This window comes from Rhodanobacter sp. UC4451_H18 (assembly GCF_052978225.1).
On record NZ_CM129663.1, the window covers coordinates 1,883,244 to 1,909,997 of the forward strand.

General features: G+C 68.1%; 29 protein-coding genes and 1 other RNA gene. 13 read left to right on the forward strand and 17 right to left on the reverse strand.

What is annotated here, in order from left to right; translation table 11 throughout:
- Positions 1–72: 72 nt before the first annotated feature.
- The 3 genes from ACVCMG_RS08620 to rpoZ all read right to left on the reverse strand — a co-directional run bounded on the left by ACVCMG_RS08620 (position 73) and on the right by rpoZ (position 3,193).
- On the reverse strand, positions 73–456 hold the full coding sequence (locus ACVCMG_RS08620) for a RidA family protein (RefSeq protein ID WP_395121177.1): 384 nt from the start codon (positions 454–456) through the stop codon (positions 73–75).
- A 156-nt stretch (positions 457–612) separates the two neighbouring features.
- On the reverse strand, positions 613–2,781 hold the full coding sequence (locus tag ACVCMG_RS08625) for a RelA/SpoT family protein (protein WP_395121176.1): 2,169 nt from the start codon (positions 2,779–2,781) through the stop codon (positions 613–615).
- 121 nt (positions 2,782–2,902) lie between these two features.
- On the reverse strand, positions 2,903–3,193 hold the full coding sequence (rpoZ, locus tag ACVCMG_RS08630) for a DNA-directed RNA polymerase subunit omega (protein ID WP_007509529.1): 291 nt from the start codon (positions 3,191–3,193) through the stop codon (positions 2,903–2,905).
- 226 nt (positions 3,194–3,419) lie between these two features.
- Between rpoZ and ACVCMG_RS08635 the strand changes: the two genes are divergently transcribed.
- Positions 3,420–4,220 (forward strand): MlaA family lipoprotein, encoded by an 801-nt coding sequence (locus tag ACVCMG_RS08635; RefSeq protein ID WP_395121174.1) that lies wholly within the window; start codon positions 3,420–3,422, stop codon positions 4,218–4,220.
- Positions 4,221–4,236: 16 nt separating this feature from the next.
- On the opposite strand, the gene ACVCMG_RS08640 is transcribed toward ACVCMG_RS08635, so the two are convergent.
- The 9 genes from ACVCMG_RS08640 to ACVCMG_RS08680 form a co-directional block, all read right to left on the reverse strand.
- On the reverse strand, positions 4,237–4,536 hold the full coding sequence (locus tag ACVCMG_RS08640) for an STAS domain-containing protein (RefSeq protein WP_447115382.1): 300 nt from the start codon (positions 4,534–4,536) through the stop codon (positions 4,237–4,239).
- On the reverse strand, positions 4,533–5,216 hold the full coding sequence (locus ACVCMG_RS08645; protein ID WP_395121170.1) for an MlaC/ttg2D family ABC transporter substrate-binding protein: 684 nt from the start codon (positions 5,214–5,216) through the stop codon (positions 4,533–4,535). Before ACVCMG_RS08645 ends, ACVCMG_RS08640 begins: the two co-directional genes overlap by 4 nt.
- 60 nt (positions 5,217–5,276) lie before the next feature.
- Positions 5,277–6,131, reverse strand: coding sequence for an outer membrane lipid asymmetry maintenance protein MlaD (mlaD, locus tag ACVCMG_RS08650; RefSeq protein WP_395121169.1), 855 nt, complete (start codon positions 6,129–6,131; stop codon positions 5,277–5,279).
- Between the two features lie 34 nt (positions 6,132–6,165).
- The gene (mlaE, locus tag ACVCMG_RS08655; RefSeq protein WP_395121167.1) at positions 6,166–6,942 is read right to left on the reverse strand and encodes a lipid asymmetry maintenance ABC transporter permease subunit MlaE; all 777 of its coding nucleotides are present in this window, start codon (positions 6,940–6,942) and stop codon (positions 6,166–6,168) included.
- Entirely contained in the window at positions 6,939–7,775 is an 837-nt protein-coding gene (locus tag ACVCMG_RS08660; RefSeq protein WP_447097425.1) for an ABC transporter ATP-binding protein, read from the reverse strand. Before ACVCMG_RS08660 ends, mlaE begins: the two co-directional genes overlap by 4 nt.
- A gap of 74 nt (positions 7,776–7,849) precedes the next feature.
- Positions 7,850–8,479, reverse strand: a complete 630-nt coding sequence (gmk, locus tag ACVCMG_RS08665; protein WP_447097426.1) for a guanylate kinase — start codon at positions 8,477–8,479, stop codon at positions 7,850–7,852.
- 96 nt (positions 8,480–8,575) lie between these two features.
- Positions 8,576–9,124 carry a hypothetical protein gene (locus tag ACVCMG_RS08670; protein ID WP_447097427.1) on the reverse strand — a complete coding sequence of 183 codons (549 nt, stop codon included), beginning with the start codon at positions 9,122–9,124 and terminating at the stop codon, positions 8,576–8,578.
- A complete protein-coding gene (locus ACVCMG_RS08675) occupies positions 9,121–9,735 on the reverse strand; it encodes an AHH domain-containing protein (RefSeq protein WP_447115383.1) in 615 nt (204 codons plus the stop codon). The genes ACVCMG_RS08670 and ACVCMG_RS08675 overlap by 4 nt, the downstream gene beginning before the upstream one ends.
- 62 nt (positions 9,736–9,797) lie before the next feature.
- Complete coding sequence (locus ACVCMG_RS08680) at positions 9,798–10,658, reverse strand: YicC/YloC family endoribonuclease (RefSeq protein WP_395121161.1); 861 nt, start codon at positions 10,656–10,658, stop codon at positions 9,798–9,800.
- A 76-nt stretch (positions 10,659–10,734) separates the two neighbouring features.
- On the opposite strand from ACVCMG_RS08680, the gene rph reads away from it, so the two are divergent.
- The 6 genes from rph to pepQ all read left to right on the forward strand — a co-directional run bounded on the left by rph (position 10,735) and on the right by pepQ (position 17,416).
- The gene (gene rph / locus ACVCMG_RS08685; RefSeq protein ID WP_395121160.1) at positions 10,735–11,460 is read left to right on the forward strand and encodes a ribonuclease PH; all 726 of its coding nucleotides are present in this window, start codon (positions 10,735–10,737) and stop codon (positions 11,458–11,460) included.
- Position 11,461: 1 nt separating this feature from the next.
- Positions 11,462–12,061 (forward strand): RdgB/HAM1 family non-canonical purine NTP pyrophosphatase, encoded by a 600-nt coding sequence (gene rdgB / locus ACVCMG_RS08690; RefSeq protein WP_447101075.1) that lies wholly within the window; start codon positions 11,462–11,464, stop codon positions 12,059–12,061.
- On the forward strand, positions 12,058–13,224 hold the full coding sequence (gene hemW, locus ACVCMG_RS08695; protein WP_447113888.1) for a radical SAM family heme chaperone HemW: 1,167 nt from the start codon (positions 12,058–12,060) through the stop codon (positions 13,222–13,224). The genes rdgB and hemW overlap by 4 nt, the downstream gene beginning before the upstream one ends.
- A gap of 73 nt (positions 13,225–13,297) precedes the next feature.
- Entirely contained in the window at positions 13,298–15,631 is a 2,334-nt protein-coding gene (locus ACVCMG_RS08700; protein WP_395121155.1) for a DUF1631 family protein, read from the forward strand.
- Entirely contained in the window at positions 15,628–15,987 is a 360-nt protein-coding gene (locus tag ACVCMG_RS08705; RefSeq protein ID WP_395121153.1) for a PilZ domain-containing protein, read from the forward strand. The genes ACVCMG_RS08700 and ACVCMG_RS08705 overlap by 4 nt, the downstream gene beginning before the upstream one ends.
- Positions 15,988–16,099: 112 nt before the next feature.
- A complete protein-coding gene (pepQ, locus tag ACVCMG_RS08710) occupies positions 16,100–17,416 on the forward strand; it encodes a Xaa-Pro dipeptidase (RefSeq protein WP_395121151.1) in 1,317 nt (438 codons plus the stop codon).
- Between the two features lie 13 nt (positions 17,417–17,429).
- Here the strand turns inward: pepQ and cydB are convergent, their stop codons facing one another.
- From cydB to ACVCMG_RS08730, 4 genes are all read right to left on the reverse strand, one after another.
- Positions 17,430–18,440, reverse strand: coding sequence for a cytochrome d ubiquinol oxidase subunit II (gene cydB, locus ACVCMG_RS08715; RefSeq protein WP_395121149.1), 1,011 nt, complete (start codon positions 18,438–18,440; stop codon positions 17,430–17,432).
- Positions 18,441–18,442: 2 nt separating this feature from the next.
- Positions 18,443–19,819, reverse strand: coding sequence for a cytochrome ubiquinol oxidase subunit I (locus tag ACVCMG_RS08720; protein ID WP_447113889.1), 1,377 nt, complete (start codon positions 19,817–19,819; stop codon positions 18,443–18,445).
- A 100-nt stretch (positions 19,820–19,919) separates the two neighbouring features.
- Positions 19,920–21,185, reverse strand: a complete 1,266-nt coding sequence (locus ACVCMG_RS08725; protein WP_447099591.1) for an aminopeptidase P N-terminal domain-containing protein — start codon at positions 21,183–21,185, stop codon at positions 19,920–19,922.
- A 71-nt stretch (positions 21,186–21,256) separates the two neighbouring features.
- Positions 21,257–21,820 carry a UPF0149 family protein gene (locus ACVCMG_RS08730; protein WP_447113890.1) on the reverse strand — a complete coding sequence of 188 codons (564 nt, stop codon included), beginning with the start codon at positions 21,818–21,820 and terminating at the stop codon, positions 21,257–21,259.
- 108 nt (positions 21,821–21,928) lie between these two features.
- On the opposite strand from ACVCMG_RS08730, the gene ACVCMG_RS08735 reads away from it, so the two are divergent.
- The 6 genes from ACVCMG_RS08735 to rpiA all read left to right on the forward strand — a co-directional run bounded on the left by ACVCMG_RS08735 (position 21,929) and on the right by rpiA (position 24,663).
- Positions 21,929–22,162: a TIGR02449 family protein gene (locus tag ACVCMG_RS08735; protein ID WP_136258838.1), complete on the forward strand. Its 234-nt coding sequence runs from the start codon at positions 21,929–21,931 to the stop codon at positions 22,160–22,162.
- Between the two features lie 8 nt (positions 22,163–22,170).
- On the forward strand, positions 22,171–22,479 hold the full coding sequence (locus ACVCMG_RS08740) for a cell division protein ZapA (RefSeq protein ID WP_447105431.1): 309 nt from the start codon (positions 22,171–22,173) through the stop codon (positions 22,477–22,479).
- Positions 22,480–22,544: 65 nt separating this feature from the next.
- Positions 22,545–22,731: non-coding RNA, 6S RNA (gene ssrS / locus ACVCMG_RS08745), on the forward strand.
- 78 nt (positions 22,732–22,809) lie between these two features.
- Complete coding sequence (locus tag ACVCMG_RS08750; protein WP_447101081.1) at positions 22,810–23,442, forward strand: 5-formyltetrahydrofolate cyclo-ligase; 633 nt, start codon at positions 22,810–22,812, stop codon at positions 23,440–23,442.
- Complete coding sequence (locus ACVCMG_RS08755; RefSeq protein WP_395121139.1) at positions 23,439–23,891, forward strand: EVE domain-containing protein; 453 nt, start codon at positions 23,439–23,441, stop codon at positions 23,889–23,891. The genes ACVCMG_RS08750 and ACVCMG_RS08755 overlap by 4 nt, the downstream gene beginning before the upstream one ends.
- Positions 23,892–24,021: 130 nt before the next feature.
- Complete coding sequence (gene rpiA, locus ACVCMG_RS08760) at positions 24,022–24,663, forward strand: ribose-5-phosphate isomerase RpiA (RefSeq protein ID WP_395121137.1); 642 nt, start codon at positions 24,022–24,024, stop codon at positions 24,661–24,663.
- Between the two features lie 68 nt (positions 24,664–24,731).
- Here the strand turns inward: rpiA and ACVCMG_RS08765 are convergent, their stop codons facing one another.
- Complete coding sequence (locus ACVCMG_RS08765; protein WP_395121135.1) at positions 24,732–26,654, reverse strand: chloride channel protein; 1,923 nt, start codon at positions 26,652–26,654, stop codon at positions 24,732–24,734.
- Positions 26,655–26,754 lie beyond the last annotated feature (100 nt).

The following is a 26,754-nucleotide window of genomic DNA, read 5'->3' on the forward strand; positions in this document are numbered from 1 at the left end:
GCCTAACCGAGCATCCCCGTCAGTCGTAAGGATGCCGCCGCTGCGGGCTGTCGGCGACAGCCGCGACGTGGATCAGTCCAGCACCATGATCGCATCGACCTCTACCTGCGCCGCCTTCGGCAACGCGGAAACCTCGATGGTCGAGCGCGCCGGATACGGCTGCTGGAAGTATTCGGCCATCACCGCGTTGACGGCGGCGAAGTTGGCGAGGTCGGTGACATAGATGCCCACGCGCACGATCTGCGCCAGCGAGCCGCCGGCAGCCTGCGCCACCGCGGCGAGATTGTCGAACACCCGTCGCGTCTGCACGCCGATGTCGCCGTCGACCAGGCTGCCGGTGGTCGGGTCCAGCGGGATCTGGCCGGAAAAATAGACGGTGTTGCCGGCACGCACGGCCTGCGAATACGGACCGATGGCGGCCGGTGCCTGGCCAGTGGAAATGATGCTGCGGGACATGGGCGGTCTCGGGATTCGGGATTCGGGATTCGGGATTCGGGATTCGGGATTCGGGATTCGGGATTCGGGATTCGGGATTCGGGAAGACTATCGCCGCACCGGAGGAAAGCAAACACCCCGGAACGCCCGAACCGTTCCCGATCACCGATTCCCGGGTTACAGCGGATACCGCCGCACCGCGCTGACCACGCCGGTGCGGCGCACGCGGCGGATCACGTCGGCCAGGTGCTTGCGGCTCTTCACTTCCATCGAGAACAGCAGCGTGGCCGCCGAGGCATCGCGCTCGACGTACTCGACGTTCTCGATGTTGGAATCGGCCGCCGCAATCGCCGCCGCCACGGTGGCGAGCACGCCCGGGCGGTTGATCACCTCGATGTGCAACTGCGCGCGGTAGTCGCCCTTGACGTCGCGATCCCACTCGATCGCCACCAGCCGTTCCGGCGAGCGGCGCAACTCGACCACGTTCGGGCACTCCACGCGATGCACCACGATGCCCTTGCCGGAGGACAGGTAGCCGACGATGTCGTCGCCGGGCAGCGGGTGGCAGCAGTTGGCGAAGCTGAGCACGCCGCGCTCGCCGCCGCTGATGCGGATCTTCTCCTGCGCCAGCGCCACGCCTGCCTTGGAGCCGGCGGCCTTCTTCCAGCGCGAGCCCAGCAACTGGCGCGCGACCACGTCAGGCATGCGGTTGCCCAGCGCGATGTCGGAGAGCAGCTCCTCCAACCGCTTGAACTTGGAGGTCTTCAGGAAGCGGTCGAGCGTCGTCGGCGCGATCGCGTCGAGGCTGCTGCCGAGCGCATCCAGCGCGCGATCCAGCATCCGGTGGCCGAAATCGACCGCGTCCTCGTGCTGCAGATGTTTCAGGTACTGGCGGATCGCGGTGCGCGCCTTGCCGGTGACCACCACCTCCAGCCACGCGGGGTTGGGCACGGCCGAGGGCGCGGTGATGATTTCCACCAGCTGGCCCGATTCGAGCCGGCTGCGCAGCGGGGTGAGTTTCTTGTCCACGCGCGCGGCCACCGCGTGGTCGCCCACGTCGGTGTGCACCGCGTAGGCGAAATCCAGCGCAGTGGCATGGCGCGGCAGCGAGAGGATGTCGCCGCGGGGGGTAAACAAATAGACCTCGTCGGGGAACAGGTCGATCTTGACGTTCTCGATGAACTCCGAGGAGGACACCGTGTTCGCCGAACTGTCCACCATCGACGCCAGCCATTCGCGCGCGCGCACCTGGGCACTGTTGGCCGGGCCCGAATCGGTCTTGTAGGCCCAGTGCGCCGCCACGCCGCGTTCGGCCACGGAATCCATTTCGGCGGTGCGGATCTGCACCTCGATCGGCGCGCCGAACGGCCCGAGCAGCACCGTGTGCAGCGACTGGTAGCCGTTCGCCTTGGGGATCGCGATGAAATCCTTGAAGCGCCGGTCCACCGGCTTGTACAGCGCGTGCACCGCACCAAGCGCCACGTAGCAGCTGGTGGCGCTGTCGACCACCACGCGGAAACCGTACACGTCCATCAGCTGCGCGAACGTCTTGTGCTCGTTGCGCATCTTCGAGTAGATGCTCCACGGCGACTTGATCCGCCCGACCACGTGGGCGCTCAGATGCTCGGACGCCAACTGCGTGGTGAGCGCGGTCTCGATCTTGCTCATCACCTCGCGGCGGTTGCCCAGCGCGGCGCGGATGCGCTCGCTGATGACCCGGTAGCGGTCCGGATACAGCGCGCGGAAGCCTAGATCCTGCAGCTCGGCCTTGAACTTGTTCATGCCCAGGCGCTGCGCGATCGGCGCGAAGATCTCCAGCGTCTCGCGCGCGATGCGGCGGCGCGAACCCTGGTCCTTGGCGCCCAGCGTGCGCATGTTGTGCAGGCGATCGGCCAGCTTGATGAGGATCACGCGGATGTCGCGCGCCATCGCCAGCAGCATCTTGCGGAAGCTTTCCGCATCGGCTTCCTGGCGCGTGCCGAAGCGCATCTTGTCCAGCTTGGTGACGCCGTCCACCAGCTCGGCCACCACCTCGCCAAACTCGCCGGCCAGCGCTTCGCGGCTCAGTTCGGTGTCTTCCAGCGTGTCATGCAGGATGGCCGCGATGATTGTTTCGGCATCCAGCCCCAGCTCGGCCAGGATGCTGGCCACTGCCACCGGGTGGGTAATGTACGGCTCCCCGCTCTTGCGCTCCTGCCCCGCATGCGCCTGTGCGCCGACGGCGTACGCACGCAACACCAGGGTGACTTGTGCGGGGGGCAGATAAGCGATGCGCTCTTTCAGCGCCAGCACGTAGGGTGGCCAGGCGGCCGGATCGACCGGAGCCGGTGGAGCGGTCGCGGGCATCGGTGCCTGGCGCCGGCTCAGGCGCCCACCCCGGAAGCGAGGTGTCCGGAGACTGTCGGGCGCGCGCGCTTGCTCATGCCCTGCAAGGCATGATCGCGGCAGCGCCGGCAGTCATCGCCCATCAGTCGTCGCCGCCCTTGGAAAGGTCGTCGTCGACTTCCGCGGCGGCCCACTCCAGCGCTTCGCGCTCGGCGCGCTCGCGCTCGGCCTTGTCGATCTGGTCGATCGTGGCCTGGTCGATGCGACGGGCCGCGATCTCGCGCAGCGCCAGCACCGTGGGCTTGTCGTGGTCGGGGTTGACCGCCGGTTCGGCACCCTTCTCGAGCTGTCGTGCGCGCTTGGTGGCCATCAGGACCAGCTCGAATCGGTTGTCGACCACCTCGAGGCAGTCCTCCACGGTAATGCGTGCCATGTGAAATCCTTCGGAGAATAGTGACTTATACGGTCGACCAGTGTAGCCAGCAGGTGCTTTGCTGGCAATGCGGGCGACGCGTATCATGGTGGGCTGGCCGCGAATACGGCTGCATTCACGAAAGCGGCCCGAAAGCCGTGCAAGATATAAAACCAGACAGTACACTTATACTGTCCCCGACGCGAATCCCCACCGCACGATGCCCTCATTGCCTCGCCCCCATTCCATGAGCCGCTGGTTGGCGGTGCTCGCGATCGCCTTGCTGGCGGGCTGCGCCATTGCCAAGCCGCGCACCGACGACCCGCTGGAGAAGTACAACCGCGAGGCGTACCAGTTCAATACTGCAGTGGACAAAGTGGCCATACGGCCGGTGGCGCTGGTCTACCGCAAGGTCACCAACCCGCCGGTGCGGCGTTCGTTCAGCGACTTTTTCACCAATATCCGCACCCCGGTCACGGTCGCCAACGACCTGCTGCAGGCGCGGCCCAAGCAGGCCCTGCAGAGCACTGCCCGTTTCCTGGTCAACCTCACCCTGGGCATCGGCGGTTTCTTCGACCCGGCCAGCCAACTGGGACTGCCGATCGAGGACAACGACTTCGGCATCACGCTGGCACGCTGGGGTGCGCCGGAAGGCGATTTCCTGATGCTGCCGCTGTTCGGCCCCAGCACCGCACGCGACATGTGGCGGATGCCGGTGGACAGCTATTTCTTCGATCCGCTGAGCCTGTACGCCGCCAACCACCACTACAACGGCCTGCAGTACGCGCCGCAGGCGATGTATCTGATCACGCTGCGCTCGCGCGCGATCGACGCGGAGAGTTTCCTGCAATCGGCCTACGACCCGTACGTGTTCATCCGCGACGCCTACCGGCAACAGCGCCTGTACAAGCTTTACGACGGCAACCCGCCGGCGGCGCTGATCGAACGGATGCAGGGACTGGATACGCCCGGCTTCGACCCGGACGAGCTGCTGGAACAGCAGCACGATTGGGAAAAGGGTCACCCCAAGCAGGACGACCAGCACTGAGCCCTGCGGGCACGACTCACGCCAGCAGCGTATCGACCTCGCAGACCTGGGCCAGCGCCTGCATGCTGGCCGGCATCCCGACCACCGGCAACGGACGACCTCGCCGGTTCGCTTCCGCGGCGGCAGCCAGCACGCAGGCCAGGCCGGCGCTGTCGCAATGACTGACGCCCGCCAGGTCCAGTTGCGTCACCTCGCCATCCAGCGCCGCGCGCATGGCTGCGAGCGCAGCCGCGGCGGTGCCGAAATCAAGCACGCCGTTCACCGCCAGGACAGTCGGCGCCACGATGTCCAGGCGGAAACCCGTGGGCGCGTTCACTGGCTGTCCTTGCTGTCCTTGTCGAGCGTGTCGAGTGCCTTCTCGCCCTGGGTTTCCAGGTTGGTGATCAGCTGCTCGATGCCGACCTTGCGGATCTCCGCGTCCACCTGGTTGCGGTAATTGGTGACGTAGGAGATACCTTCGATGATCACGTCGTACGCCTTCCAGTCGCCGCTGCGGCTCTTGCGGAACGCGTAGTCGATCGACACCAGCTTGCCGTCGTCCAGCACCACCTGGGTGCGCACCACGGTGCGCTTGTCGTTGAGGTCGCCGTTGAACGGCAGCACCTTGACCTTGCCGCGGGTGTAGTTGAGCAGACCCTCGGCGTAGCGATGGGTGATCGAGTTGTAGAACGCCTTGGCGAAGCGGTCGCGCTGTGCCGGGGTGGCCTCGCGCGCATGCCGGCCGAGCACCAGGATCGAGGCGTAGTCGATGTCGAAGTGCGGCAGGAACACGTCGTCGATGATGGCGATCAGTTTTTCCTTGTCGCGCTTGAGCTCGTCGCGGTGACCCTCGATCGCGGTGGCCAGCTGGTCGGCGATGCCCTGCACGATCTGCACCGGGGTCTGCTGGACGGCCGCCGGCGCGGCGGCCGTGGCCGCATCCTGGGCGAACGCCGGGGCACCGACCACAACAGTGGCGAACGCAAGGGCGGTGGCAAGGGCCAGTCTGCGCAGCATGGGGTTACTCCTTGGGGCATGGCCGGCGGCAGGCGCCGCCGACGGGGATTCGATGGGGTTCTACTGCTTGCCGCTGCCGGCGTCCTTCTTGTCGCCGGGCGAACCGTTGACCAGGAACTTGCCGATCAGATCCTCCAGCTGCATCGCGGACTGGGTCAGGATCATCTCGTCGCCGTTCTTGAGCACGTCGGGCGAGCCGCCCGGCTGGATCGCAACATACTGGCTGCCGATCAAACCGCTGGTGAACACCGCGGCGGCCGAATCGTCGGGAATCTGGTCGTAGCGCTTGTCGATCGCCAGGATGACCTCGGCGTTGAGCTTGGTCGGGTCGGCGCGCACCGATTGCACGCTGCCGATCACCACGCCGGCCATCTTCACCGGCGCGCCCGCCGACAAGGTGCCCACGTTGGTGAAATCGGCCTTGACCGTGTAGCTGCCGCCGATGTTGTCGACCACGCCGCCGGCGCCGAAGAACTTGCCCAGCATCTCCTCCAGCGGCTGCGACGACTTGGTCCGCGCCAGCGTGCCGCCGGCGGCCACCATCTGTTTCGCGCTGCCGTAGTCGATGCCCACGTACTGGTCGCCGAGCAGGCCGCTGGTGAAGATCGTCGCCACCGAATCCTGCGGGATGTGGTCGTAGCGCTTGTCGATGGACAGCTTCACCTCGGCCGCGTCGCGCCCCGGCGCCAGCGTGATCGCCTGCACCTGGCCCACGCGCACGCCGGCGATCTTCACCGGCGCGCGCTCCTTCAGCTGGCCGATGTTGGTGAACTGCGCGGTGACGTCGTAGCTGTCGCCCTGGCGCACGTTGTTGGCCACCGAGCTGGTCTGCGTCGCCAGGTAGGCCAGCGCGGCGAAGCCCAGCACGATGAACAGGCCGGTGCCGACGGCATAGGAACTTCTCGGTTGGCTCACGGCAGAATCCTCGGAAAACGATGGGTCATGGCAGTCACATCAGGAAGGCGGTGAGGACGAAGTCGAGCGCCAGGATGGCGATCGACGAGGCGACCACGGTACGGGTGGTGGCGTACGCCACGCCCTCGCTGGTCGGCGGCGTGGTGAAGCCCTGGAACACCGCGATCAGCGATACCACCGCGCCGAACGCCAGGCTCTTCAGCAGCACGCCGTTGACGATGTCGGTGTGCACGTCGACCTGGGCAGTCATGTTCGACCAGAACGTGCCGTTGTCGATGCCGAGCCAGGTCACGCCGACCAGGTGGCCGCCGAAGATCGCCATGGCGCAGAACACGCAGCACAGCAGCGGCATCGCGATCAGGCCGGCCAGGAAGCGCGGCGTGGCGACGTAGGCGATCGGGTCGACCGCCATCATCTCCATCGCGGAAATCTGGTCGGTGGCGCGCATCAGGCCGATCTCGGCGGTGATCGCGGTGCCGGCGCGCCCGGCGAACAGCAGCGCGGTGACCACCGGCCCCAGCTCGCGGTACACCGACAGCGCCACCACCATGCCGCTCGCCGAGGTGCCGCCGAAGATCGACAGCACGTGGTACAGCTGCAGCATCAGCACCATGCCGACGAACAGGCCGCAGACCATGATGATGGTCAGGCTCATGGCGCCGACAAACCACAGCTGACGGACGGTTTCGCGCAGGTAGCGGAAGCTGCGCGGGATCGCCGCCAGCAGGGTCAGCAGAAACAGGCCGCAGCCGCCGATCTGCGCCAGCGACTGGGTCAACACGTTGCGGGGTTGCGGGGCGTGCGCGTTCATTTCGTTGCCTCGGCAAAGCCCAGCGCGGCGGCGTAGTCGCCAGCCGGGTAGCGGAACGGGATCGGGCCGTCCGCTTCGCCGCCGAAGAACTGCCGCGTCCACGGCGAGCCGTCGTCGGCGATCGTCGCCGGGTTGCCCTGTGCCACCACCTTGCCGTTGGACAGCAGGGCCACATGGTGGGCGATGCGCTGCACCGCGGGCAGTTCGTGCGAGACCAGCACGCTGGTGATGCCGAGGGTCTGGTTCAGCGTCTGGATCAGCTTCAGCACCTGGTTCAGCGCCACCGGGTCCAGCCCCACGAACGGCTCGTCGTACAGGATCAGCTGCGGGTCGAACACGATCGCCCGCGCCAGCGCCACTCGCCGCGCCATGCCGCCGGACAGCTCGTTCGGCATCAGCCGCGCCGCGCCGCGCAAACCCACCGCCTGCAGCTTCATCAGCACCAGGTTGCGGATCAGCACCTCCGGCAGTTTCGTGTGCTGGCGCAGCGGGAACGCCACGTTCTCGAACACGTCGAAATCGGTCAGCAGTGCGGAGTTCTGGAACAGGTAGCCCACACCCTCGCGCAGCTTGTACAGCTCCTCGCGCGACAGCTCGGCGACATTGTGGCCATCGACGTGGACACTGCCGGCATCGGCGCGCATCTGCCCGGTGATGTGCTTGAGCAGGGTGGTCTTGCCGGTGCCGCTGGGGCCCATGATCGAGGTGATCTTGCCGCGCGGGATGTCGAGATCCAGCGTGTCGAAGATGGTCTTGCCGTTGAGCACCGTGGTCAGCCCGCGGATGCGCACCAGGGTGGCGTCGTCAGGCGTGGCGCGAGCGGTTTCGTTCATGGGCGGCAAAGGAGGTGGGTAAGCGGACAAGGTAGCGGAAGCGTCGGACTAAGACCATGCGCAGGCGCCGCGGTTCAACCGGCCTCGCCGTCCAGCAGTTCGGCGATCAGCGCCTCGTGCCGGCGCAGTTGCAGCGCGCCGCGCAGGCGCACCGCGCGCACGATCGCCTGCAGATCGTCCAGCGCCGTTTCGAAGCGGTCGTTGACGATGATGTAGTCGAACTCGTGGGCGTGGGCGATCTCGCCGCGCGAGTTGCGCAGCCGGCGTTCGATCACCTCGGCACTGTCCGACCCGCGGCCGCGCAGGCGCCGTTCCAGTTCCGCCCGCGACGGCGGCAGGATGAACACGCTGACACAGTCGGGCTTGCTCGCGCGGATCTGCTGCGCACCCTGCCAGTCGATCTCCAGCAGCACGTCGCGCCCCTGCGCCAGCAGCTTCTGCACGGTGTTGCGCGAGGTGCCGTAGAGGTTGCCGTGCACCTCGGCATGCTCCAGGAATATCCCTTCCGCGACCTGCTGCTCGAACACTTCGCGCTCGACGAAATAGTAGTGACGTCCGTACAGCTCGCCCGACCGCGGTGGTCGCGTGGTGTGCGACACCGACAGCGAAATCGCGCTGTCGCGCTCCAGCAGCGCATTGACCAAGGTCGACTTGCCGGCGCCCGAAGGCGCGGCAACCACGAACAGCGTTCCGATTTCCATCATGGTGACAAGCAACCTTTCGCGTGCCTCGTCATGCCCGGCAAGCTCCATGGCAAACGCGCTTGCATCGAATCAAGCCACCATGGAGGGCATCGCACATCACAGGCCGGCCCGAGTAAAGACCAAGCCGCTGACGGAATGTGCAGCGGCGACATCCTCCAAGGTTCGCTTGCCGGCATCATTGGTGTAAAGACGCGAGCGTGCGGTCGCCGGATCCTTGAACACCGCAGCCTCGGACGGAACGGCGTTGGCGAGAAACGCTTCCCGGCCCACCGTGCCACCGGGGCGCGTTTCGGATCGCTCGCGGTCTATGCACGGCACGAGGTGCGTGGCGTTGAAGAAGTACTCGACCTCGCCGTCGACATCGAGCTCCAGCAACTGCCCGAAATCAGCCAGGAACCCGCCCAGCGTGGCGAACGCCTTGGAATTCAACACCAACGCCCCGGGGACAAAGGGGCTGACGTCGCTTCGTGGCAGGCGCTTCCGGCGCTTGTCGGCGTACACCTGCAGCTTTGGTCGCTCGTGCCAATGCAGAACATTGCCATTGCCACCGAAGCGCTTCATCGCGCCCATGACCTGTTCGGCCTGCGGCACCACCAGCATCGCCATCCGGTCGGCTGGGCCAGCCTTGATCTCCCAGACTGTCATGCCCCGTCTCCCGACCGGTAGGGGAAGGTTCCGTCAAGCAGCTGCGTCTTGATTCCCCGAAGCGCTTCGCGTCCTGCCTGACTGTGCTCCGCACCCTGATCAATGTCGACCAGTCGCGCATAGACCTCAAGATGGTAGAGCCCTGTATGCAAAACCGAGTGCTTGATGGCGTCAGGCATGCCGGTGACGATGCTTTTCTTGAAGCGGGGCAGATAGACGCCATTGTCAACGTCATTGATGGCGATACCCCAGCCAAACAGCAATTCCTGCGACGGAAAAGCTCGCGAGTCTCCATGGGCCACGATGTGGTGGGCCGCGGCGCCCTTCGGCCGGTCGATATTTGCCGACGCCAAGTTCCGCGCCAAGTCAGTCGAGTGTCTCGCACCCTCGCGTCTGGCGTCTGCCAGAAGCCGCTCTGCATTTGCGGGCAGCGTCACTCCATTCCGGTAACGGACCTCCGCTTTCGCGGCCTCGAGGATGACATCATTGACGGCAGCGTTCGGGTTGAGCCCGCCTACTACGCGAGCCGCATTCACCCTGAGCTGCGCCGTGGTGCGCCGTGGTTGGCGCAACCCCCCGCGGGGCGCACCCGGCCTTCCGTCTCTTGCCATGCCCATCTCCAGAACGCATGCATTTGAAACCACAACCGCGGCTCGATCCGGGCCGGCCGGCACTACTCGATGTTCTGCACTTGTTCGCGCATCTGCTCGATCAGCACCTTGAGCTCGACCGCCGCGTTGGTGCTGCGCGCGTCGACCGACTTGGAACCGAGCGTGTTGGCCTCACGGTTGAACTCCTGCATCAGGAAATCCAGCCGGCGGCCGACCGGTTCGGCCAGGCCCAGCACGCGGCGCGTCTCGGCGATGTGGGTGGCGAGCCGGTCCAGCTCCTCGTCCACGTCGCTGCGGGTGATCTGCAGCACCAGCTCCTGCTCCAGCCGGCCCGGCTCGACCGGCTGCTTGAGATCGGCCAGCCGGGTTTCCAGCCGGGTGCGCAGCGCGGTGCGGATCTCCGGCATCCAGCCGCGCACCTCGGCGACCACGCGCTCGATCGCGTCGAGCCGCTCGTGCAGGATCGCGCCCAGCTTCTCGCCCTCGCGTTCGCGGGTGGCCGCCAGCGCATCCAGCGCGCGGTCGAGCACGTCGAACAGCGCGGTTTGCTGCGCTTCGGGATCGACCTCGGCCTGCTGCATCACGCCCGGAAAGCGCAGCAGCTCGGTGAACTGCACCTGCAGGCCGGGGAACAGCGCGGCCATGTCCAGGTTCAGCTCGGACAGCCGCGCGAGCAGTGCGCCGTTCACCTGCAACGCCTCGCCGCGCCCCTCGCCCGCGCGACGCACGGTGAGGTCCAGCTTGCCGCGCGACAGCTTCGCCGCCACCCGCTCGCGCAACTGCGATTCGAACGCGCGCAGGTCGTCCGGCAAGCGCGGGCTCAGCTCCAGGTAGCGATGGTTGACCGTGCGCAGCTCGCAGCTGAGCGTGCCCGCGGGGCCGGTGGTTTCGGCACTGGCGTAGGCCGTCATGCTGCGGATCATCGGCGCCTTCCGGACATCGGGGAAAGGACGCAATGGTAAACTCTCCGGTCCCCCTTGCCCAATCCGGCCACCCTTCATGAATCCCAGCCGCCCCAGTGGCCGCGCCAGCGACCAGCTGCGCACCGTCAGCCTCGAACGTCATTACACCCGCCACGCCGAAGGCTCGGTGCTGGTCAGCTTCGGCGACACCCGCGTGCTGTGCACCGCCAGCATCGAGGATCGCGCGCCGGCCTGGCTGCGCGGCAAAGGCGAGGGCTGGATCACCGCCGAATACGGCATGTTGCCGCGCGCCACCAACACCCGCACCCAGCGCGAGGCCGCCCGCGGCGGCCAGGGCGGCCGCACCATGGAAATCCAGCGGCTGATCGGCCGCAGCCTGCGCGCCTGCGTCAACCGCCAGGCGCTGGGCGAGCGGGTAATCACGCTGGACTGCGACGTGCTGCAGGCCGACGGCGGCACGCGCACGGCGGCGATCACCGGGGCCTATGTGGCCCTGGTCGATGCGGTGAACCTGCTGATGAAGCGCGAGAACCTCAAGCGCAACCCGATCGTGGGCGCGGTCGCCGCGGTCTCGGTCGGCATCTACCAGGGCGTGCCGGTGCTCGACCTCGACTACGCCGAGGATTCGGACTGCGACACCGACATGAACGTGGTGATGAACGACGGCGGCGGCTTCATCGAAGTGCAGGGCACCGCCGAAGGCCACGCCTTCCGCCGCGACGAGATGGACCAGATGCTGGCGCTGGCCGAAAAAGGCATCGGCGAACTGGTCGCCGCGCAGCGCGCGGCGCTCGCACTCTGACATGCGGCGCATCGTCCTCGCCAGCAGCAACCGCGGCAAGCTCGCCGAGTTCCATGCCCTGCTCGCCAACGCCGGCTTCGAGGTGGTGCCGCAGGCCAGCCTCGGCGTGGACGACATCGAGGAAACCGGCCTCACCTTCGTGGAGAACGCCGTGCTCAAGGCACGCCACGCCGCCCGCGCCAGCGGCTTGCCCGCGCTGGCCGACGACTCCGGTCTGTGCGTGGACCATTTGCGCGGCGCGCCCGGCCTGTACTCGGCGCGCTATGCCGGCAACCACGGCGACAACGCCGCCAACAACGCGAAGCTGCTGCGCGAACTGGACGGCGTGCCGACGGAACGACGCGGCGCGTTCTTCATCTGCGTCCTGGCGCTGCTGCAGCACGCCGACGACCCCGCGCCGCTGATCGCAGAAGGCCGCTGGCACGGTCGCGTGCTCGACGCCCCGCGCGGCACGCAAGGTTTCGGCTACGACCCGCTGTTCCTGCCACAAGGGCAGACCCTCGGCGCCGCCGAACTCGAGCCGGCGCTGAAGAACCGCCTCAGTCACCGCGGCCAGGCGCTGGCGAAACTGCACGACCGCCTGCGCGAACTTCGCCCATGAGCATCGTCGCGCCGCCGCTGTCGCTGTACGTGCACATGCCGTGGTGCGTGAAGAAGTGCCCGTACTGCGACTTCAACTCGCACGGCCTGCGCAGCGAGCCGCCGCCGTACGCCGATTACATCGACCACCTGCTGGCCGATCTCGACGCCGACCGCGCCGACTTCGCCGCGGCGCTGGAGGGCCGCGCGGTCATCAGCGTGTTCTTCGGTGGCGGCACGCCCAGCCTGTTCGCGCCGGAGCTGATCGCGCGCCTGCTCGACGGCGTGCGCGAGCGCCTGCCGCTGGCCGACGACGCCGAGGTCACCCTGGAAACCAATCCCGGCACGGTCGAGCATGGCCGTTTCGACGGCTATCTCGCCGCCGGCGTGAACCGCATCTCGTTCGGCGTGCAGAGCTTCGACGACGACAAGCTGAAGCGGCTCGGCCGCATCCACTCGGCCGGCGAAGCCGAAGTCGCGGTGAAATCCGCGCAGGACGCCGGCTACGCCAACATCAACCTCGACCTGATGTACGCGCTGCCGAAGCAGGAACTGGACGGCGCACTGGCCGACGTCGAGCGCGCCATCGCGCTGGGGCCCACGCACATCTCGCACTACCAGCTCACGCTGGAGCCGAATACGGTGTTCGCCGCCAACCCGCCACCGCTGCCCGACGACGACCACGCCTGGGCAATGCAGGAAGCCTGCGAGACGCGCCTGGCCGAAGCCGGCTACGGCCAGTACGAAATCTCCGCCTACGCGCAGCCCGGCCGGCGCTGTGCACACAATCTCAACTACTGGCGGTTCGGCGACTACCTCGGCATCGGCGCCGGGGCCCACGGCAAGCTCAGCGACGCCGGCAGCAACCAGATCCACCGGCGCTGGAAAACGCGCGGCCCGCGCGCCTACATGGGCGAACCCGGCGGCGCGGGCCGGATCGGGGGCGACCACGTGGTCGCCCCCGCCGAGCTGCCGTTCGAGTACATGCTCAACGCGCTGCGCCTGATCGACGGCGTGCCGATGGCCGATTTCCCCGCGCGCACGGGGCTGGCGCCGGAGACGATCGCCGCGGCGCTGGCCGCCGCCCGCGACCGCGGCTGGCTGCATGGCGACGCGCAACGCCTGCAGACCACCGCGCTGGGCCAGCGCTTCCTGAACGACGTGATCGCAAGCTTCCTCGACTGACGCGCTCGCGGCGATGGCATAGCCCCGGCAAGCAGCATAGACTTGGCCAACCCGGGGAAATCACAGGTTTTGCATGGACGTCGGACAAGACCGGCGACGCATGTCGGCATCGCGCGGCACGGCCCAGTTCAACCAGGGGCGGTGGCCGGCGCGTGCCCAGCAATTGATCGAGACCGCCTACACCCTGTGCGTGGAAGGTCTCCACGAACCCGTGCGCCGCTGCATCGGCGAATTCGAGAAGCAGCTCTTCGCGCTGGCCGACCACGCGCACCGATCCGACGAGCAGCACGAGTGCTTCGCCAGCCGCCAACGCGTGCTGCAGGGGCAGAACGCGCTGGTGCAGGCGTTCATGGAAGAACTGGGCAAGGCGCTCAATGAGCTTGACCGCCATGCGCACCGGCCCGCCGATGCGGAAACCGCGGCCACCGCCAGTCCGTGGCAGACGCTGGAACTGCTCGACCCCGGCGTGCAGGAGATGACGATGGCGCTGGACCAGCTCGGCGCCCGCGGCGACGCACGCCATGGTCGCGCGCTGTACGAACTGGGCCATCGCCTGGCGGTGCTGATCGGCGCGCCGCCGCTGGAAGGCGCATCGCTGCCACTTGGCCCGCATGCGCTGGCCAAGGCATTCCACCAGGCCAGCGCCGCGCTGGAGCTGCCACTCAAGCACCAGTTGTTGTTGCTGCAGCACTTCGACCAGTGCGTGCTCCCTGCGCTGAGCGAGCTCTACGGCACCATCAACCTGCGCTGGCAGTCCGACGGCATCCTGCCGCAGCTGCGCAGCGTGCCGGCACCGCGCCACGTCAACAAGCGCCCGCGCCAGGGCACGGGCGAGATCGGCGCCGCCAGCGAAACCCCCGCCGCGCCGGCAGAAGCTGCCGCCAAGCCGGCGACCGGCGGCGCCCCGGAAGATTCCATCCACGTGCTGGAATCGCTGCGCGACCTGCTGTCGCAGCGGCGCGCCGGCCAGGGCACGGGCAGCGGCGAAGCCGCCGGGCCGGCCGCCAGCGAGGAAGAACTGCAATCGGCGCTGGGTGCGCTGCAACAACATCTGGCCAAGGTCACCGACCACGCCAGCCGCGAACTGCGCAGTGCCGCGCGCCTGCGCGAGGAGCTGCTGACCCAGCTCAACCTCGGCAAGCCTGCCGGCGCGCCGCGCACCCAGCTCACCAGCGAACAGGGCGACACGGTGGAGCTGGTCGCCGAACTGTTCGAGCAACTGGGCCAGCAACTGCAGCAGGGCAGCAACGCCCGCGGCCTGCTCGGCAACCTGCAGCTGCCGGTGCTGCGCGTGGCGGTGGCCGACCACGACTTCTTCGAGCAGCGCGACCATCCCGCGCGCAAGCTGCTCGACACCGTCGCCGCCGCCGCCAACGACTGGCTCGACGGCAGCGACGACGAGAGCAACCGTCCGCTGGCCAGCAAGCTGGAGCAACTGGTCAGCCGCGCCAACCAGGAGCCGCCCAGCGCCGGTCTCTACACCACGCTGCTGGCGGATATCGAACACCATCTGGCGCTGCTGACGCGCAAGGCGCAGGCCGCCGAACGGCGCCACGTCGAAGCGGCGCAGGGCCGCGAACGGCTGGACCAGGCGCGCCATCGCGCCGGCGAACTGATGGCGGACCGCTTCGCGCAATCGCCGCCGCGCGGACTGCTGCGCGCCCTGCTGGACCGCGCCTGGTCCGACGTGCTCGCGCTGACCCTGCTGCGTCATGGCGAGGACAGCCCCGCGTTCAAGGCGCAGCTGGCGATCACCGACCAGTTGCTCGGCCGCCTGCCGGTGCCCGACCCGCGGCAGCTGCAGCAGGAAGTGGAAAGCGGCCTGCAGCAGATCGGCATGCACGCGGAGGAATCGGTGCAGGTGGCGCAACGCCTGCTCGGCGTCGGTACGCCCGATCCGGCCAGCGAGCTGCCCAGCGCCACCGATCTCGCGCTGCGACTGAAGCAGCACCAGCGCCTGGGTGAACAGCAGGCCAGCCACGAAGCCGCGATCGCCAGCCCGATCGTCAAGCCGACGCCGCCGCGGCCCGCAACGACAACGGCGACATCGACCCGACCGCCGGCGGTCGATCCGCGCGAGGCGCGCATCGAGCAGCATCTGCGCAAGTTGCCGTTCGGCAGCTGGTTCGAGTTCATCGACCCCGCCAGCGGGCAGATCGCGCGACGCAAGCTGGCCTGGTATTCGCCGATGTCGGGACGCTGCCTGCTGGTCAGCCGGCGCGGCCAGCGCGGCGAGGAGATGACCATGGCCCAGCTCGCCCACGAAGTTGCCCGCGGCCGCGTCTGCGAAGTGCCGGCCGAGCCGGAAAGCCTGCTCGACCGCGCGTGGCGCGGCCTCACCGGCAGCCTGCGCCAGGCCGCCGCAAGCGGGCGCAGCGGCAAACCCGCGGAGTTCCGCCACCGATGAATCCGCCCAACAGCCCCGCCAACCAGCGTCGTGCGCCGCGCAAGCGGGCGCCCGGCAACGCCATCGTCACCGACGTGATCCGCGGCGAGCCGATCGGCCACCTGGGCAACCTGTCCAGCACCGGCCTGCTGCTGATCACCTCGCAGGCACCGCGCAGCGAGGCGCTGTACCAGGTACGCATCGACCTGCCCGCCACCGGCCGCGCGCTGGTGCAGTCGCAGCCGATCGAGGTGGGTATCCAGGAGCAATGGCACGAGCACGCCGCCAGCTCCGGCCAGATCTGGGCCGGCTACCGGATCATCGCCATCACCGACATCGACGCAGCGCGCCTGGAAAGCTGGCTGGCGCAGGCGTAGGCGCGACTGGCCGCATCACCTCCACTGGAACTGCCGACCTGCGGGCGTCATCATGGCGATTCGTCTTTGCTGATTCGCCGGGCCTTTCCCGTGCGCCTGCCGGGAGTTCTCCATGCATGATCGACTCGCCACGCTTTATCCCGCGCACCTGGCCACGGTGCAGCACCATGCCGAGCAGGCGCTCGCCCGCGGCGGCTTCGACCACCTGCTGATCGCCGCCGGCATGCCCGGCGTCAAGTTCCTCGACGACAATCACTACCCGTACGCCGTCAGCCCGCCATTCAAGCACTGGTTGCCGTTGACCGACGCGCCGGGCAGCTGGATCGCGTACACCCCGGGCCGCAAGCCGAAGCTGATCTTCCTGCAGCCGCGCGACTACTGGCACGTGGTGCCGGATGCGCCCGCCGGCTACTGGGTGGACGGCTTCGAGATCGTCGTGGTGCGCACCGCCGAGGAAGCGGTGGCCGAGCTGCCGCAAGGCCGCTGCGCCAGCATCGGCGAAGCGAACGCCGCCGTCGCCGGCATCGCGTTCAACAACCCTCCCGCGGTGCTGGATTACCTGCACTACCACCGCGCGTACAAGACGCCGTACGAGCTGGAACTGATGCGCGCGGCCAGCCGCATCGGCACGCGCGCGCATCGCGCGGCCGAACAGGCATTCCGTGCCGGCGCCAGCGAGCTGGGCATCCATCAGGCCTACCTGGCGGCGGCTGGCCAGATCGACGCCGAACTGCCCTACTCCAGCATCGTGGCGCTGAACGAGCATGGCGCCGTGCTGCACTACATGGATTTCACCCGGCAACCGCCGGCACGCCCGCGTTCGCTGCTGATCGACGCCGGTGCCAGCGCCTCGGGCTACGCCAGCGACATCACGCGCACCCACGCCGCCGCCGACGCAGGCGAATTCCAGGCGCTGATCGACGCGATGGACGCGAACCAGCAAAGCCAGGCCGCGATGGTGCGCAGCGGTCGCCCCTACGCCGAGTTGCATCTGCATGCGCACCGGCAACTGGCCGCGCTGCTGAAGGACCACGGCTTCATCCGCATGGAGGCCGAATCGGCACTCGAAAGCGGCGTCACCCGCGCCTTCTTCCCGCACGGCCTGGGCCATTCGATCGGCCTGCAGGTGCACGACGTGGGCGGCTTCGCCAGGAACGACCGCGGCGATACCGTACCGCGGCCGGACGGCCACCCGTACCTGCGCATGACCCGCACGCTGGAGCCCGGCATGGTGGTGACGATCGAGCCCGGCCTGTACTTCATCGAGATGCTGCTGGCCGAGTTGCGCGACAAGCCGCTGGCGAAGGACATCGACTGGCACAAGGTCGAGGCGTTCAAGCAGTACGGCGGCATCCGCATCGAGGACGACGTGGTGTGCACCGAGGGCGAGCCGGAGAATCTCACCCGCAACGCGTTCGCCGCCGCGTGACCTCACCCGCGAGTCAGTGATACCCCTCCCCGGCGCGCACCTTGCCGCGGAACACGCGGTACGAGTACGCGGTATAGAACAACACCACCGGGATCATGACGGCCGCGCCGACCAGCACGAAACCCTGGCTGGAGGGTGGCGAGGCAGCGTCCCAGATGCTCATGTCGGGCGGCACGATGTTCGGCCACATGCCGGCCACCAGGCCGAGGAAGCCCAGCGCGAAGAAGCTCAGCGCAAGCACGAACGGCGCCACCTCGCGATTGGCCAGCACCGCGCGCCACAACCAGGCGGCGACTGCCACGGTGAGGATCGGCAGCGGCGACAGATACAGCAAGTTCGGCCAGGCGAACCAGCGATCCATCAACCGCGAATCGAGGAACGGCAGCCACGCGCTCACCATCACCATGAACGCGATCACCGCCAGCATCAGCGGGCGGGTCAGGTCGCGCGCGATGCGCTGCAGCCGGCCTTCGGTCTTGAGCACCAGCCAGGTCGCGCCGAGCAGGCCGTAGCCGAACACCAGCGCCATGCCCGTCATCACCGCGAACGGGCTGAACCAGGCGAACGCGCCGTGCAGGTACTTGCCGCCTTCGGCCGGCATGCCTTCGACGATGGCGCCCAGCATCAGGCCTTGCGCAAACGCCGCAACCACCGAGCCCAGGTGGAACCCCACGCCCCAGATGCGTCGCGAGGTATGCGCCCGAAAGCGGAACTCGAACGCCACGCCGCGGAAGATCAGCGCGATCAGCATCGCCAGCACCGGCAGGTACAGGCTGGACAGGATCACCGCATAGGCGCGCGGGAACGCCGCCATCAGCCCGGCGCCGCCCATCACCAGCCAGGTCTCGTTGCCGTCCCAGATCGGCGCGGCGGTGTTCATCATCAGCTCCTGCTGCGCCTCGTCATCGGCGAACGGGGTGAGGATGCCGATACCGAGCACGAAACCGTCCAGCAGCACGTACATCATGATCGCGAAGCCGATGATCAGGAACCACACCACCGGCAGCGTCGTGGAAAGTTCCATGCTCAGTCCTCCCCGCCATCGTCGACCACGGCCAGCGGCCGCGCCGCGGTGGCCTCGGCGCCGAATCGCGGCGGTGCCGCCTCCGGACCGTGGCGCAGCACCTTGAACAGGTACCAGCTGCCGAAGCCGAACAGGATCATGTAGGTGACGAAATACACGATCAGCGAGGTGAGCACGCTGGAGGCTGCCACCGGACTGGCGGCGTCGACGGTGCGCATCACGCCGTAGACCACCCACGGCTGGCGGCCGATCTCGGCGGTGTACCAGCCGGTGAGCAGGGCAATGAAACCGGCCGGCATCATCGCGATCCAGCAGCGCAGGTACCAGCGGTGCTCGAACAGGCGTCGGCGCCACCACAGCAGCACGCCCGTCAGTGCCAGCAGCAACATCAGCACGCCGAGGCCGACCATGATGCGGAAGCTGAAGAACGGCGCGGCGACCGGCGGGCGGTCGTGCACGGGAAAATCCTTCAGCCCCTGCACTTCGCCGCTCCAGCTGTGGGTGAGGATCAGGCTGCCCAGGTGCGGCACGTCGAGCGCGTAATCGTTGCGCTCGGCCTTCTCGTCCGGCCACGCGAACAGGGTCAGCGGCACGCTTTTCCCGGTGGTCCAGCGTGCCTCGATCGCCGCCAGCTTGGCCGGCTGGTACTCGCGCACCACCAGGCCGGAGAGATCGCCCACGAAGATCTGCAACGGGATCACCAACGCCACCAGCGCCAGCGCGCAGCGCAGCATCAGCCGCGCCTTGTCCTGCCAGATGCCGCGCAGCAGATACCACGCCGCCACGCCGCCGATCACCAGTGCCGTGCTCAGGAAGCACGCCAGCACCATGTGCACCAGCCGGGTCGGGAACGACGGGTTGAAGATCGCCGCCCACCAGTCGGTGGCATGGATCACCCCGTCGACGACCGCGTAGCCCTGCGGCGTTTGCATCCAGCTGTTCGCCGCCAGTATCCAGAAGCTGGAGATCAGCGTGCCCAGCGCGACCATGCAGGTGGCGAAGAAATGCGTGCGGTGGCCCACGCGATTCCAGCCGAACAGCATCACGCCGAGGAAGGTGGCCTCCAGGAAAAACGCCGTCATCACCTCGTAGTTGAGCAGCGGCCCGAGCACGTTGCCGGCCACGGTGGAGAGGCCGGCCCAGTTGGTGCCGAACTGGAAGCTCATCACGATGCCGGAAACCACGCCCAGCCCGAACGAGCCGGCGAACACCTTGAGCCAGAAGAAGTACAGGTCGCGCAACATCTCGCTGCGCCGGCGCAGCCACAGCGCCTCCAGGAACACCAGCCAGCTGGCCAGGCCGATGGTGAACGCGGGAAACAGGATGTGGAACGACATCACGAAACCGAACTGGATCCGCGACAGGAACTCGGCCGTCATCGTCATCGCCTGCGGCTTGGATCGCCCGACTATAAGCCGGCAAACGTGCACGCCTCGTGGTGCGCGGCGGTACGCCGCGTGGCGTTTCGCCGCGTGGGGATCAGCGCCCCGCGAGCAGCGCCTCGATCTCGACCGGGTCCTTCGGCATCGCCGCCGTCAGCACCTCGTGGCCGTCGCGGGTCACCGCCACGTCGTCCTCGATGCGGATGCCGATGCCGCGCCAGCGCTCGGCCACCGAGCGATCGTCCGGCGCCACGTACAGCCCCGGTTCCACCGTCAGCACCATGCCCGGTTCGAGCAGGCGCGATTCGCCGTCGATGCGGTAGTCGCCCACGTCGTGCACGTCAAGGCCCAGCCAGTGGCCGGTCTTGGCGGCGAAGAACCGCCGGTAGCTGCCGCTGGCGACCGCCGCGTCCGCATCGCCGTCGAGCAGGCCGAGCGCGCACAGGCCTTCGCTCAGCACGCGCACCGCCGCACCGTGCGCGGCGTTGAACGGCAGGCCGGGCCGCACCTGCTCGATCGCCGCCAGCTGCGCGGCCAGCACCACCTCGTACAGCGCGCGCTGCTCGCGGCTGTAGCGACCGTTGGGCGGAAACGTGCGGCTGATGTCCGAGGCGTAGCAATCGAGTTCCGCGCCCGCGTCGATCAACAGCAGCTCGCCCTCGCGCAGCGGTGCGCGATTGCCCTGGTAGTGCATCACGCAGGCATTCGCGCCGCCGGCCACGGTGGGCGCAAACGCGGGCACCGCGCCGTGGCGGCGGATCGTGCCCAGCAGTTCGGCTTCGACCTCGTACTCGTGACGACCCGGCCGCGCCAGCCGCAGCGCGGCCAGTTGCGCCTCCACCGCGATCGCTGCAGAAGCGCGCATCAGCTTGAGTTCGGCGCGCGACTTGAACAGGCGCAGATCGTGCAGCAAGTGGCCCAGCGCGACGAACTCCTTGGGCACCACGCCGCCGCCGCGCAACTGGCGCAGGCGGCGCATCCAGCCCAGCAATTGCGCGTCGAACGCGGGCTCGTGGCCGAAGTGGCAGTACACCCGCGCGCGGCCCTCGATCATGCCGGGCAGGATGTCGTCGATATCGTCGATCGGGAACGCATCGTCCATGCCCCAGGCCGCCACCGCCTGCTCGGTGCCGATGCTGGGGCCGTGCCAGCGCTCGTGCTCGATGTCGCGCTCGCGACAGAACAGCACCGCCTCGCCATGCGCGCGTCCGGGCAGCAGCGCCAGCACGGCATCGGGCTCGGGGAAGCCGGCCAGATAGTGGAAGTCGGAGTTCTGCCGATACGGCCACGCCGCATCGGCGTTGCGCATGCGCTCGGGCGCGGCGGCCACCAGCAGCACCGCGTCGGGGCCGGCCATCTGCATCAGCTGGCGGCGGCGACGCGCGAACTCCTCGGCGGCGATCGCAAGCCCCGCCAGGCTGGCCGTGGGAGCATTCAATGCACGGTGTTCCCGCCAACGCCATCGCGCGCGCCGCACTCGGCGAACAGCAGCATCGCCGCCATGCGCACGAATTCGTGCACCTCGATCAGCGCGTCCTCGTCCTCGCTCTCGTTGCCGAAATCGAACGAGGAGCCGGCGATCGTGCCCAGGTCGCGCAGTACCTCCTGCGCCTCGCCCGACAGCGACGCCTGGACGGCGGCGCCGGCCAGGCCGAAGCCGCCGAGAAAGCCGCGGCACCATTCCACCACGGCGTCGGCGCGTTCGTGCAGCGGGCGGTCGTCCGCCGGCAGCAGCGGCTCGAAGCCCAGCTCGGCATCGACCAGCGCCGCCTGGCTCTGCCGCGCCAGTGCATCGAGTTCGGCGCGGTCCGCGGCGGTGGGTTCGGTTGCCTCGCCATCCAGTTCCAGCACGCCGAGCAGCGCATCGCCGCCCACCGCCCCGCCACCGGCCAGGTAGCCGGTCAGCGAGCCATGCAATTCGCTGGCGCTGGTGCCCAGGCGCAGCCGCACGACCAGTGCCTGCAGCTCCTCGTGGTCCATCTCGTCGGTATCGGTCACGGCGCTTGTCCTGCGGTCAGTGAGCCAAGTTTAATGCAGCCGCCGCACGCTGCCGGCAGCGTGCGCCACGAGGCGGAAATCCGCCGGCGTCCTGCTATAGTTTCGCGCATGAGCACGCCAGACCATGTTGACCCTGTCCAGCAAGAGTTGGCCGCCCTGGGCCAGCAGATGGATCGCCTGCTCGATACCGTGCGCCGGCTCAGCGAGGAGAACCGCAGCCTGCGCCAGAGCCAGGAGCAGCTTTCCGGCGAACGCGCCGGCCTGCTGGCACGCAACGAGCAGGCACGCAGCCGGGTCGAGGCGATGATCCAGCGGCTGAAATCGCTTGAGAGCAACGGTTGACCGAACCCATGTCCAGCACTGAACCGGTCGCGCTGCGACTCATCGATCGCGAATTCCTGATCGCCTGCGCGCCGGAAGAACGCGAAGGCCTGCTGGAGGCGGCCGGATACCTCGACCGCAAGATGCGCGAATTGCGCGCCCACGCCAAGGCACCGGGCTTCGAGCGCCTTGCCGTACTCGCGGCGATCAGCGTCGCGCACGAGTTCATCATCCTGCGCAAGCAGCACGAGGGGCAGAACCAGCGCCTCAGCGACGGGCTGGCCAGCCTGCGCAACAAGCTCAGCGCGGCGCTCGAAGGCGACCCGGCCAAGTCCTGAACGGCGCGCGCCACGCCGTGGCGAACGGTGGACATTTCCGGGCAAGCGCCTAGAATTGACCTCGGCGTTTTCTGCGGTGTTCGCCAGCACACTCTTACATTTGCCTTGTTCCTAAATACGGCCCCGGGTCGGCTCTACATCGGCTGTTGTGCATGTCCGCCGCGTGCGGAAAGCCTCGAGGCCATGTTGCCCTCCCACCTGATCCATCGTGGATCAAGGTCGTTTGGTGGGCAGCGGCATTGCGGTTTACGCCACTTGATTCCCGCCCTGTTCGTCATCCGGATTGCCGGATGACGAACAGGGCGCACCCATGACGGAGCCGAGCGACACGTGGACGCCCCCGCCCAACGCCGCGAGCTTCGCCAGCGCCTGGCCCAGCAGCGCCGCGCACTGCCCCCCACCGAACGCATCACGGCCGCGCAGGGTCTGCGCCGCAGCCTGGAACAACTTCCCGAGTACTTCACCGACCAGCGGGTCGCCGGCTACTGGGCCAGCCACGGCGAGCTGCCGCTGAACCTGGTGATCCCCCCGCTGGCCACACGCGGGCAGCAGTTTCTGTTGCCGGTGACCGGCCCGGGCCGGCAGCTGCGCTTTGCCGCCTGGAAGCCCGGCGACGCGGTGGAGGCCAACCGCTACGGCATTCCCGAACCGGCGCAGCCGGGCGAACTGTTCGAACCGTTCCAGCTCGACCTGGTGCTGGTCCCGTTGCTCGGCTTCGACCGCCGCGGCAACCGGCTCGGCCACGGCGGCGGCTACTACGACCGCGGCTTCGCCTTCCTCAATGAACAGGTGCGCCCCACCGAACCACTCCTGGTCGGCATCGCCTATGCGTTCCAGGAACTGCCCGAGATCGACGAGCAGGACTGGGACGTGCCGCTGGATTTCGTCGCCACCGAACGCGAACTGATCGACTGCAACCGCACCGGTCCCGACCATCCTGACTCGCCGGAGCACGCCGCATGAACCACTGGCTGATGAAGTCCGAACCGGACGCCTTCTCGATCGATGACCTGAAACGCAAGAAGCGCGAACCCTGGGACGGCGTGCGCAACTACCAGGCGCGCAACTTCATGCGCGACGGCATGCGTCCCGGCGACAAGGTGTTCTTCTACCACTCCAACTGCGCCGTACCCGGTATTGTCGGCATCGCCGAAGTGGCCACTGACGCCTACCCCGATCCCAGCCAGTTCGATCCCAAGAGCAAGTACTTCGACGCCGGCAGCTCGCGCGACAACCCGCGCTGGATGCTGGTCGACGTGAAGTTCGTGAAGAAGCTCAAGCGCACGATCAGCCTGGACGAGCTCAAGGGCGATCCCGCGCTGGAGGGCATGGCCCTGCTGCGCAAGGGCAACCGGCTGTCGGTGATGCCGGTGGAGGCGGCGCACTGGGAGTACATCCTCGCTCTCGAGTGATGACCCGCATCCACCGGGCTCCGCTCGCAGGGTGGCATTGCCCGCCCTCTGAATCGGGAGCCGCAAGAGCCGTGCTCGCCGCGCGGACTGCTGACCGCCATAATGCGGTTTTCTTCGGGACCGCACCCCCATGAGCAACGCCAACGAAAAACGCCAGGCCGGCGAAGCCGCGATCCGCTATGTCGAGGATGGCGCCATCGTCGGCGTGGGCACCGGTTCCACCGTGGCGTTCTTCATCGACGCACTGGCCGACCTGAAGGATCGCATCCAGGGTGCGGTGTCCAGCTCGGAGCAATCCACCGCGCACTTGAAGAAGCTCGGCATCCCGGTGCTCGACCTCAACGCGACCGGCCCGCTGTCGATCTACATCGACGGCGCCGACGAGTGCGACGGGCACAAGCGGCTGATCAAGGGCGGCGGCGCGGCGCTCACGCGCGAGAAGATCGTCGCCGCGGCCAGCGACAAGTTCGTCTGCATCATCGATTCCAGCAAGCGGGTCGAGCTGCTCGGCAAGTTCCCGGTGCCGATCGAGGTGATCCCGATGGCGCGCAGCCTGATCGGCCGCGAGATCGTCAAGCTGGGCGGCAATCCGGTATGGCGCGATGGCGTGGTCACCGACAACGGCAACTGGATCATCGACGTGCACGGCTGGCAGATCACCGACCCGGTAGGACTGGAGGAGCAGCTGAACCAGCTCCCGGGCATCGTCACCGTCGGCCTGTTCGCGCGCCGGCCGGCCGACGTGGTGCTGGTCGGCGATCGCGAGATGTAAGTCGGAGCGGCACCCACGGCGCGCCGCTGTCGTCGGTGCTCGCGGGAGGGCGGCGGACCGTGCCTGCCCTACGCGGCGGGGCTTGGCTTGTTCGATTTGCCGAGCTTGATGTGGCGTCCGGCGTAGCGCGCCTCGCGCAGCCGCTTGCCGTGCGCGGCCAGGATGTCGCCGCGGGTGAGGATGCCGACCAGCTTGTGCGGGTCGTCCTTGCTCACCACCACCACGCGGCCTACGCTCTCGGCCACCATGTGGTCGGCCGCTTCGCGCAGCGAGTGGTTCTCGTTCACCGCGACCGGTGGGCGCGTGATCAGCTCACCCAGGGTCAGCGTGTAATGCCACTGCGGATCGAGCAGGCTGCGCCGGGTCAGCACGCCCTGCACGCGGCCGCGCTCGTCCACCACGGGGAAACCCTGGTGATGCGAGTGCGGCGCCTCGTCGTTCAGCCAGCGACGTACCTCGGCCAGCGCCTGGGTGGTCTTGAGCGTGGCCACGTCGCGCGAACAGGCCGTGCCCACGCTGACCTGCTCCAGGTAGTCGGCGGCGTATTCCGAGGGCACGCGCACGCCGCGGCGGGCGATCTTCTCGGTCATGATGGTGTTGCGCATGATCAACGCCGAGATCAGGTAGGCCGCCGTGCAGCCGCCCAGCAGCGGCAACAGCGCCGCCGGCTGGCGCGTGGTCTCGAAGGCGAACACCACGGCGGTGAGCAGTGCGCGCGAGGAGCCGGCGAAGATCGCCGCCATGCCCACCAGCGCCGCGATGCGCAGGTCGATGTGGAATGCCGGCAGCGCGTAGTTGAAGCCGATGGCCAGCGCCGCGCCGAGCGAACCGCCGATCATGAACAGCGGCGCCAGCGTGCCGCCGGAGGTGCCGCTGCCCAGCGAGATCACCCAGGAGATGAATTTCAGCGCGCCGAAGCTGAGCAGCACGGCAAGGCCGAAATGCCCCTGCACCAGGGCGTCGATGTTGTCGTAGCCCACGCCCAGGGTGCGCGGGTCGATCCAGCCCACGAAACCGGCGACCAGTGCTCCGATGACGGGCCACCACATCCAATGGATCGGCAGTTTCTCGAACAGGTCCTCGACGCCGTACACCGCGCGGGTCACCCAGATCGAGGCGTACCCGACCAGCCCGCCGATCAGCACGAAACCCGCCAGCGCCAGGCTGCCGGGCTCGGGCACGTCGGGCATCGGGAACACCGGCGCCGCGCCGTAGCTGGCGTAGCGCACGCCCACCGCGGTCACCGTGGCCAGCGCCACCGGGATCAGCGAACGCGGGCGCAATTCGAACAGCAGCAGCTCCACGGCCAGCACCAGCGAGGCCACCGGCGCACCAAACACCGCCGCCATGCCCGCCGCCGCGCCGGCTGCCAGCAGCACCTTGCGCTCGTTGGCGGTGACGCGCAGCAACTGCCCGATCAGCGAACCCAGCGCGCCGCCGGTGGAGATGATCGGGCCCTCGGCACCGAACGGGCCGCCGGTGCCGATGGCGAAGGCGGAGGACACCGGCTTGAGCCAGGTCATCCGCGCGGGGATGTTCGATTCGTTGGTGAGGATCTGCTCCATCGCCTCGGGGATGCCGTGACCCTGGATCGCGCGCGAGCCCCAGCGCGCCATGATGCCGGCAGTCAGGCCGCCGATGGCCGGCATCAGGATCACCCAGGCGCCGATGGCAGTGCCGGCCGGCGACAACACGAACGAACCTGGCCTCGCGTTCGGCCCGATCACGTCGGAGATGCGGCCGTAGTAGCACAGGTCGGTGATGAGGTTGATCAGCAGCATCAGCAGCTGCGCCACGTAGGCCGAGGCCACGCCCAGGATCACCGCCAGCACGCTGATCAGCAGGATGCGGTGGTTGACCAGGGTGGACTTGCGCGGCATCCGCGCCGCATCCAGCGACAGCCCCAGGGCGGGGGCGATCGGCAGCGCGTCGGTGCTGCCGACCGTGCGCACGTCGGCGTGCCCGACAGGATCGTCAGTGGCTGGCGTCATCGAGGTTTCACAGCGTGGAAAGCGGGAATTTTACGCTGCTGCAATGCAGAAAAAAAGAGTAAGGCCGCGCCAGATCACGTAATTTTCTGCGAATTTGCGT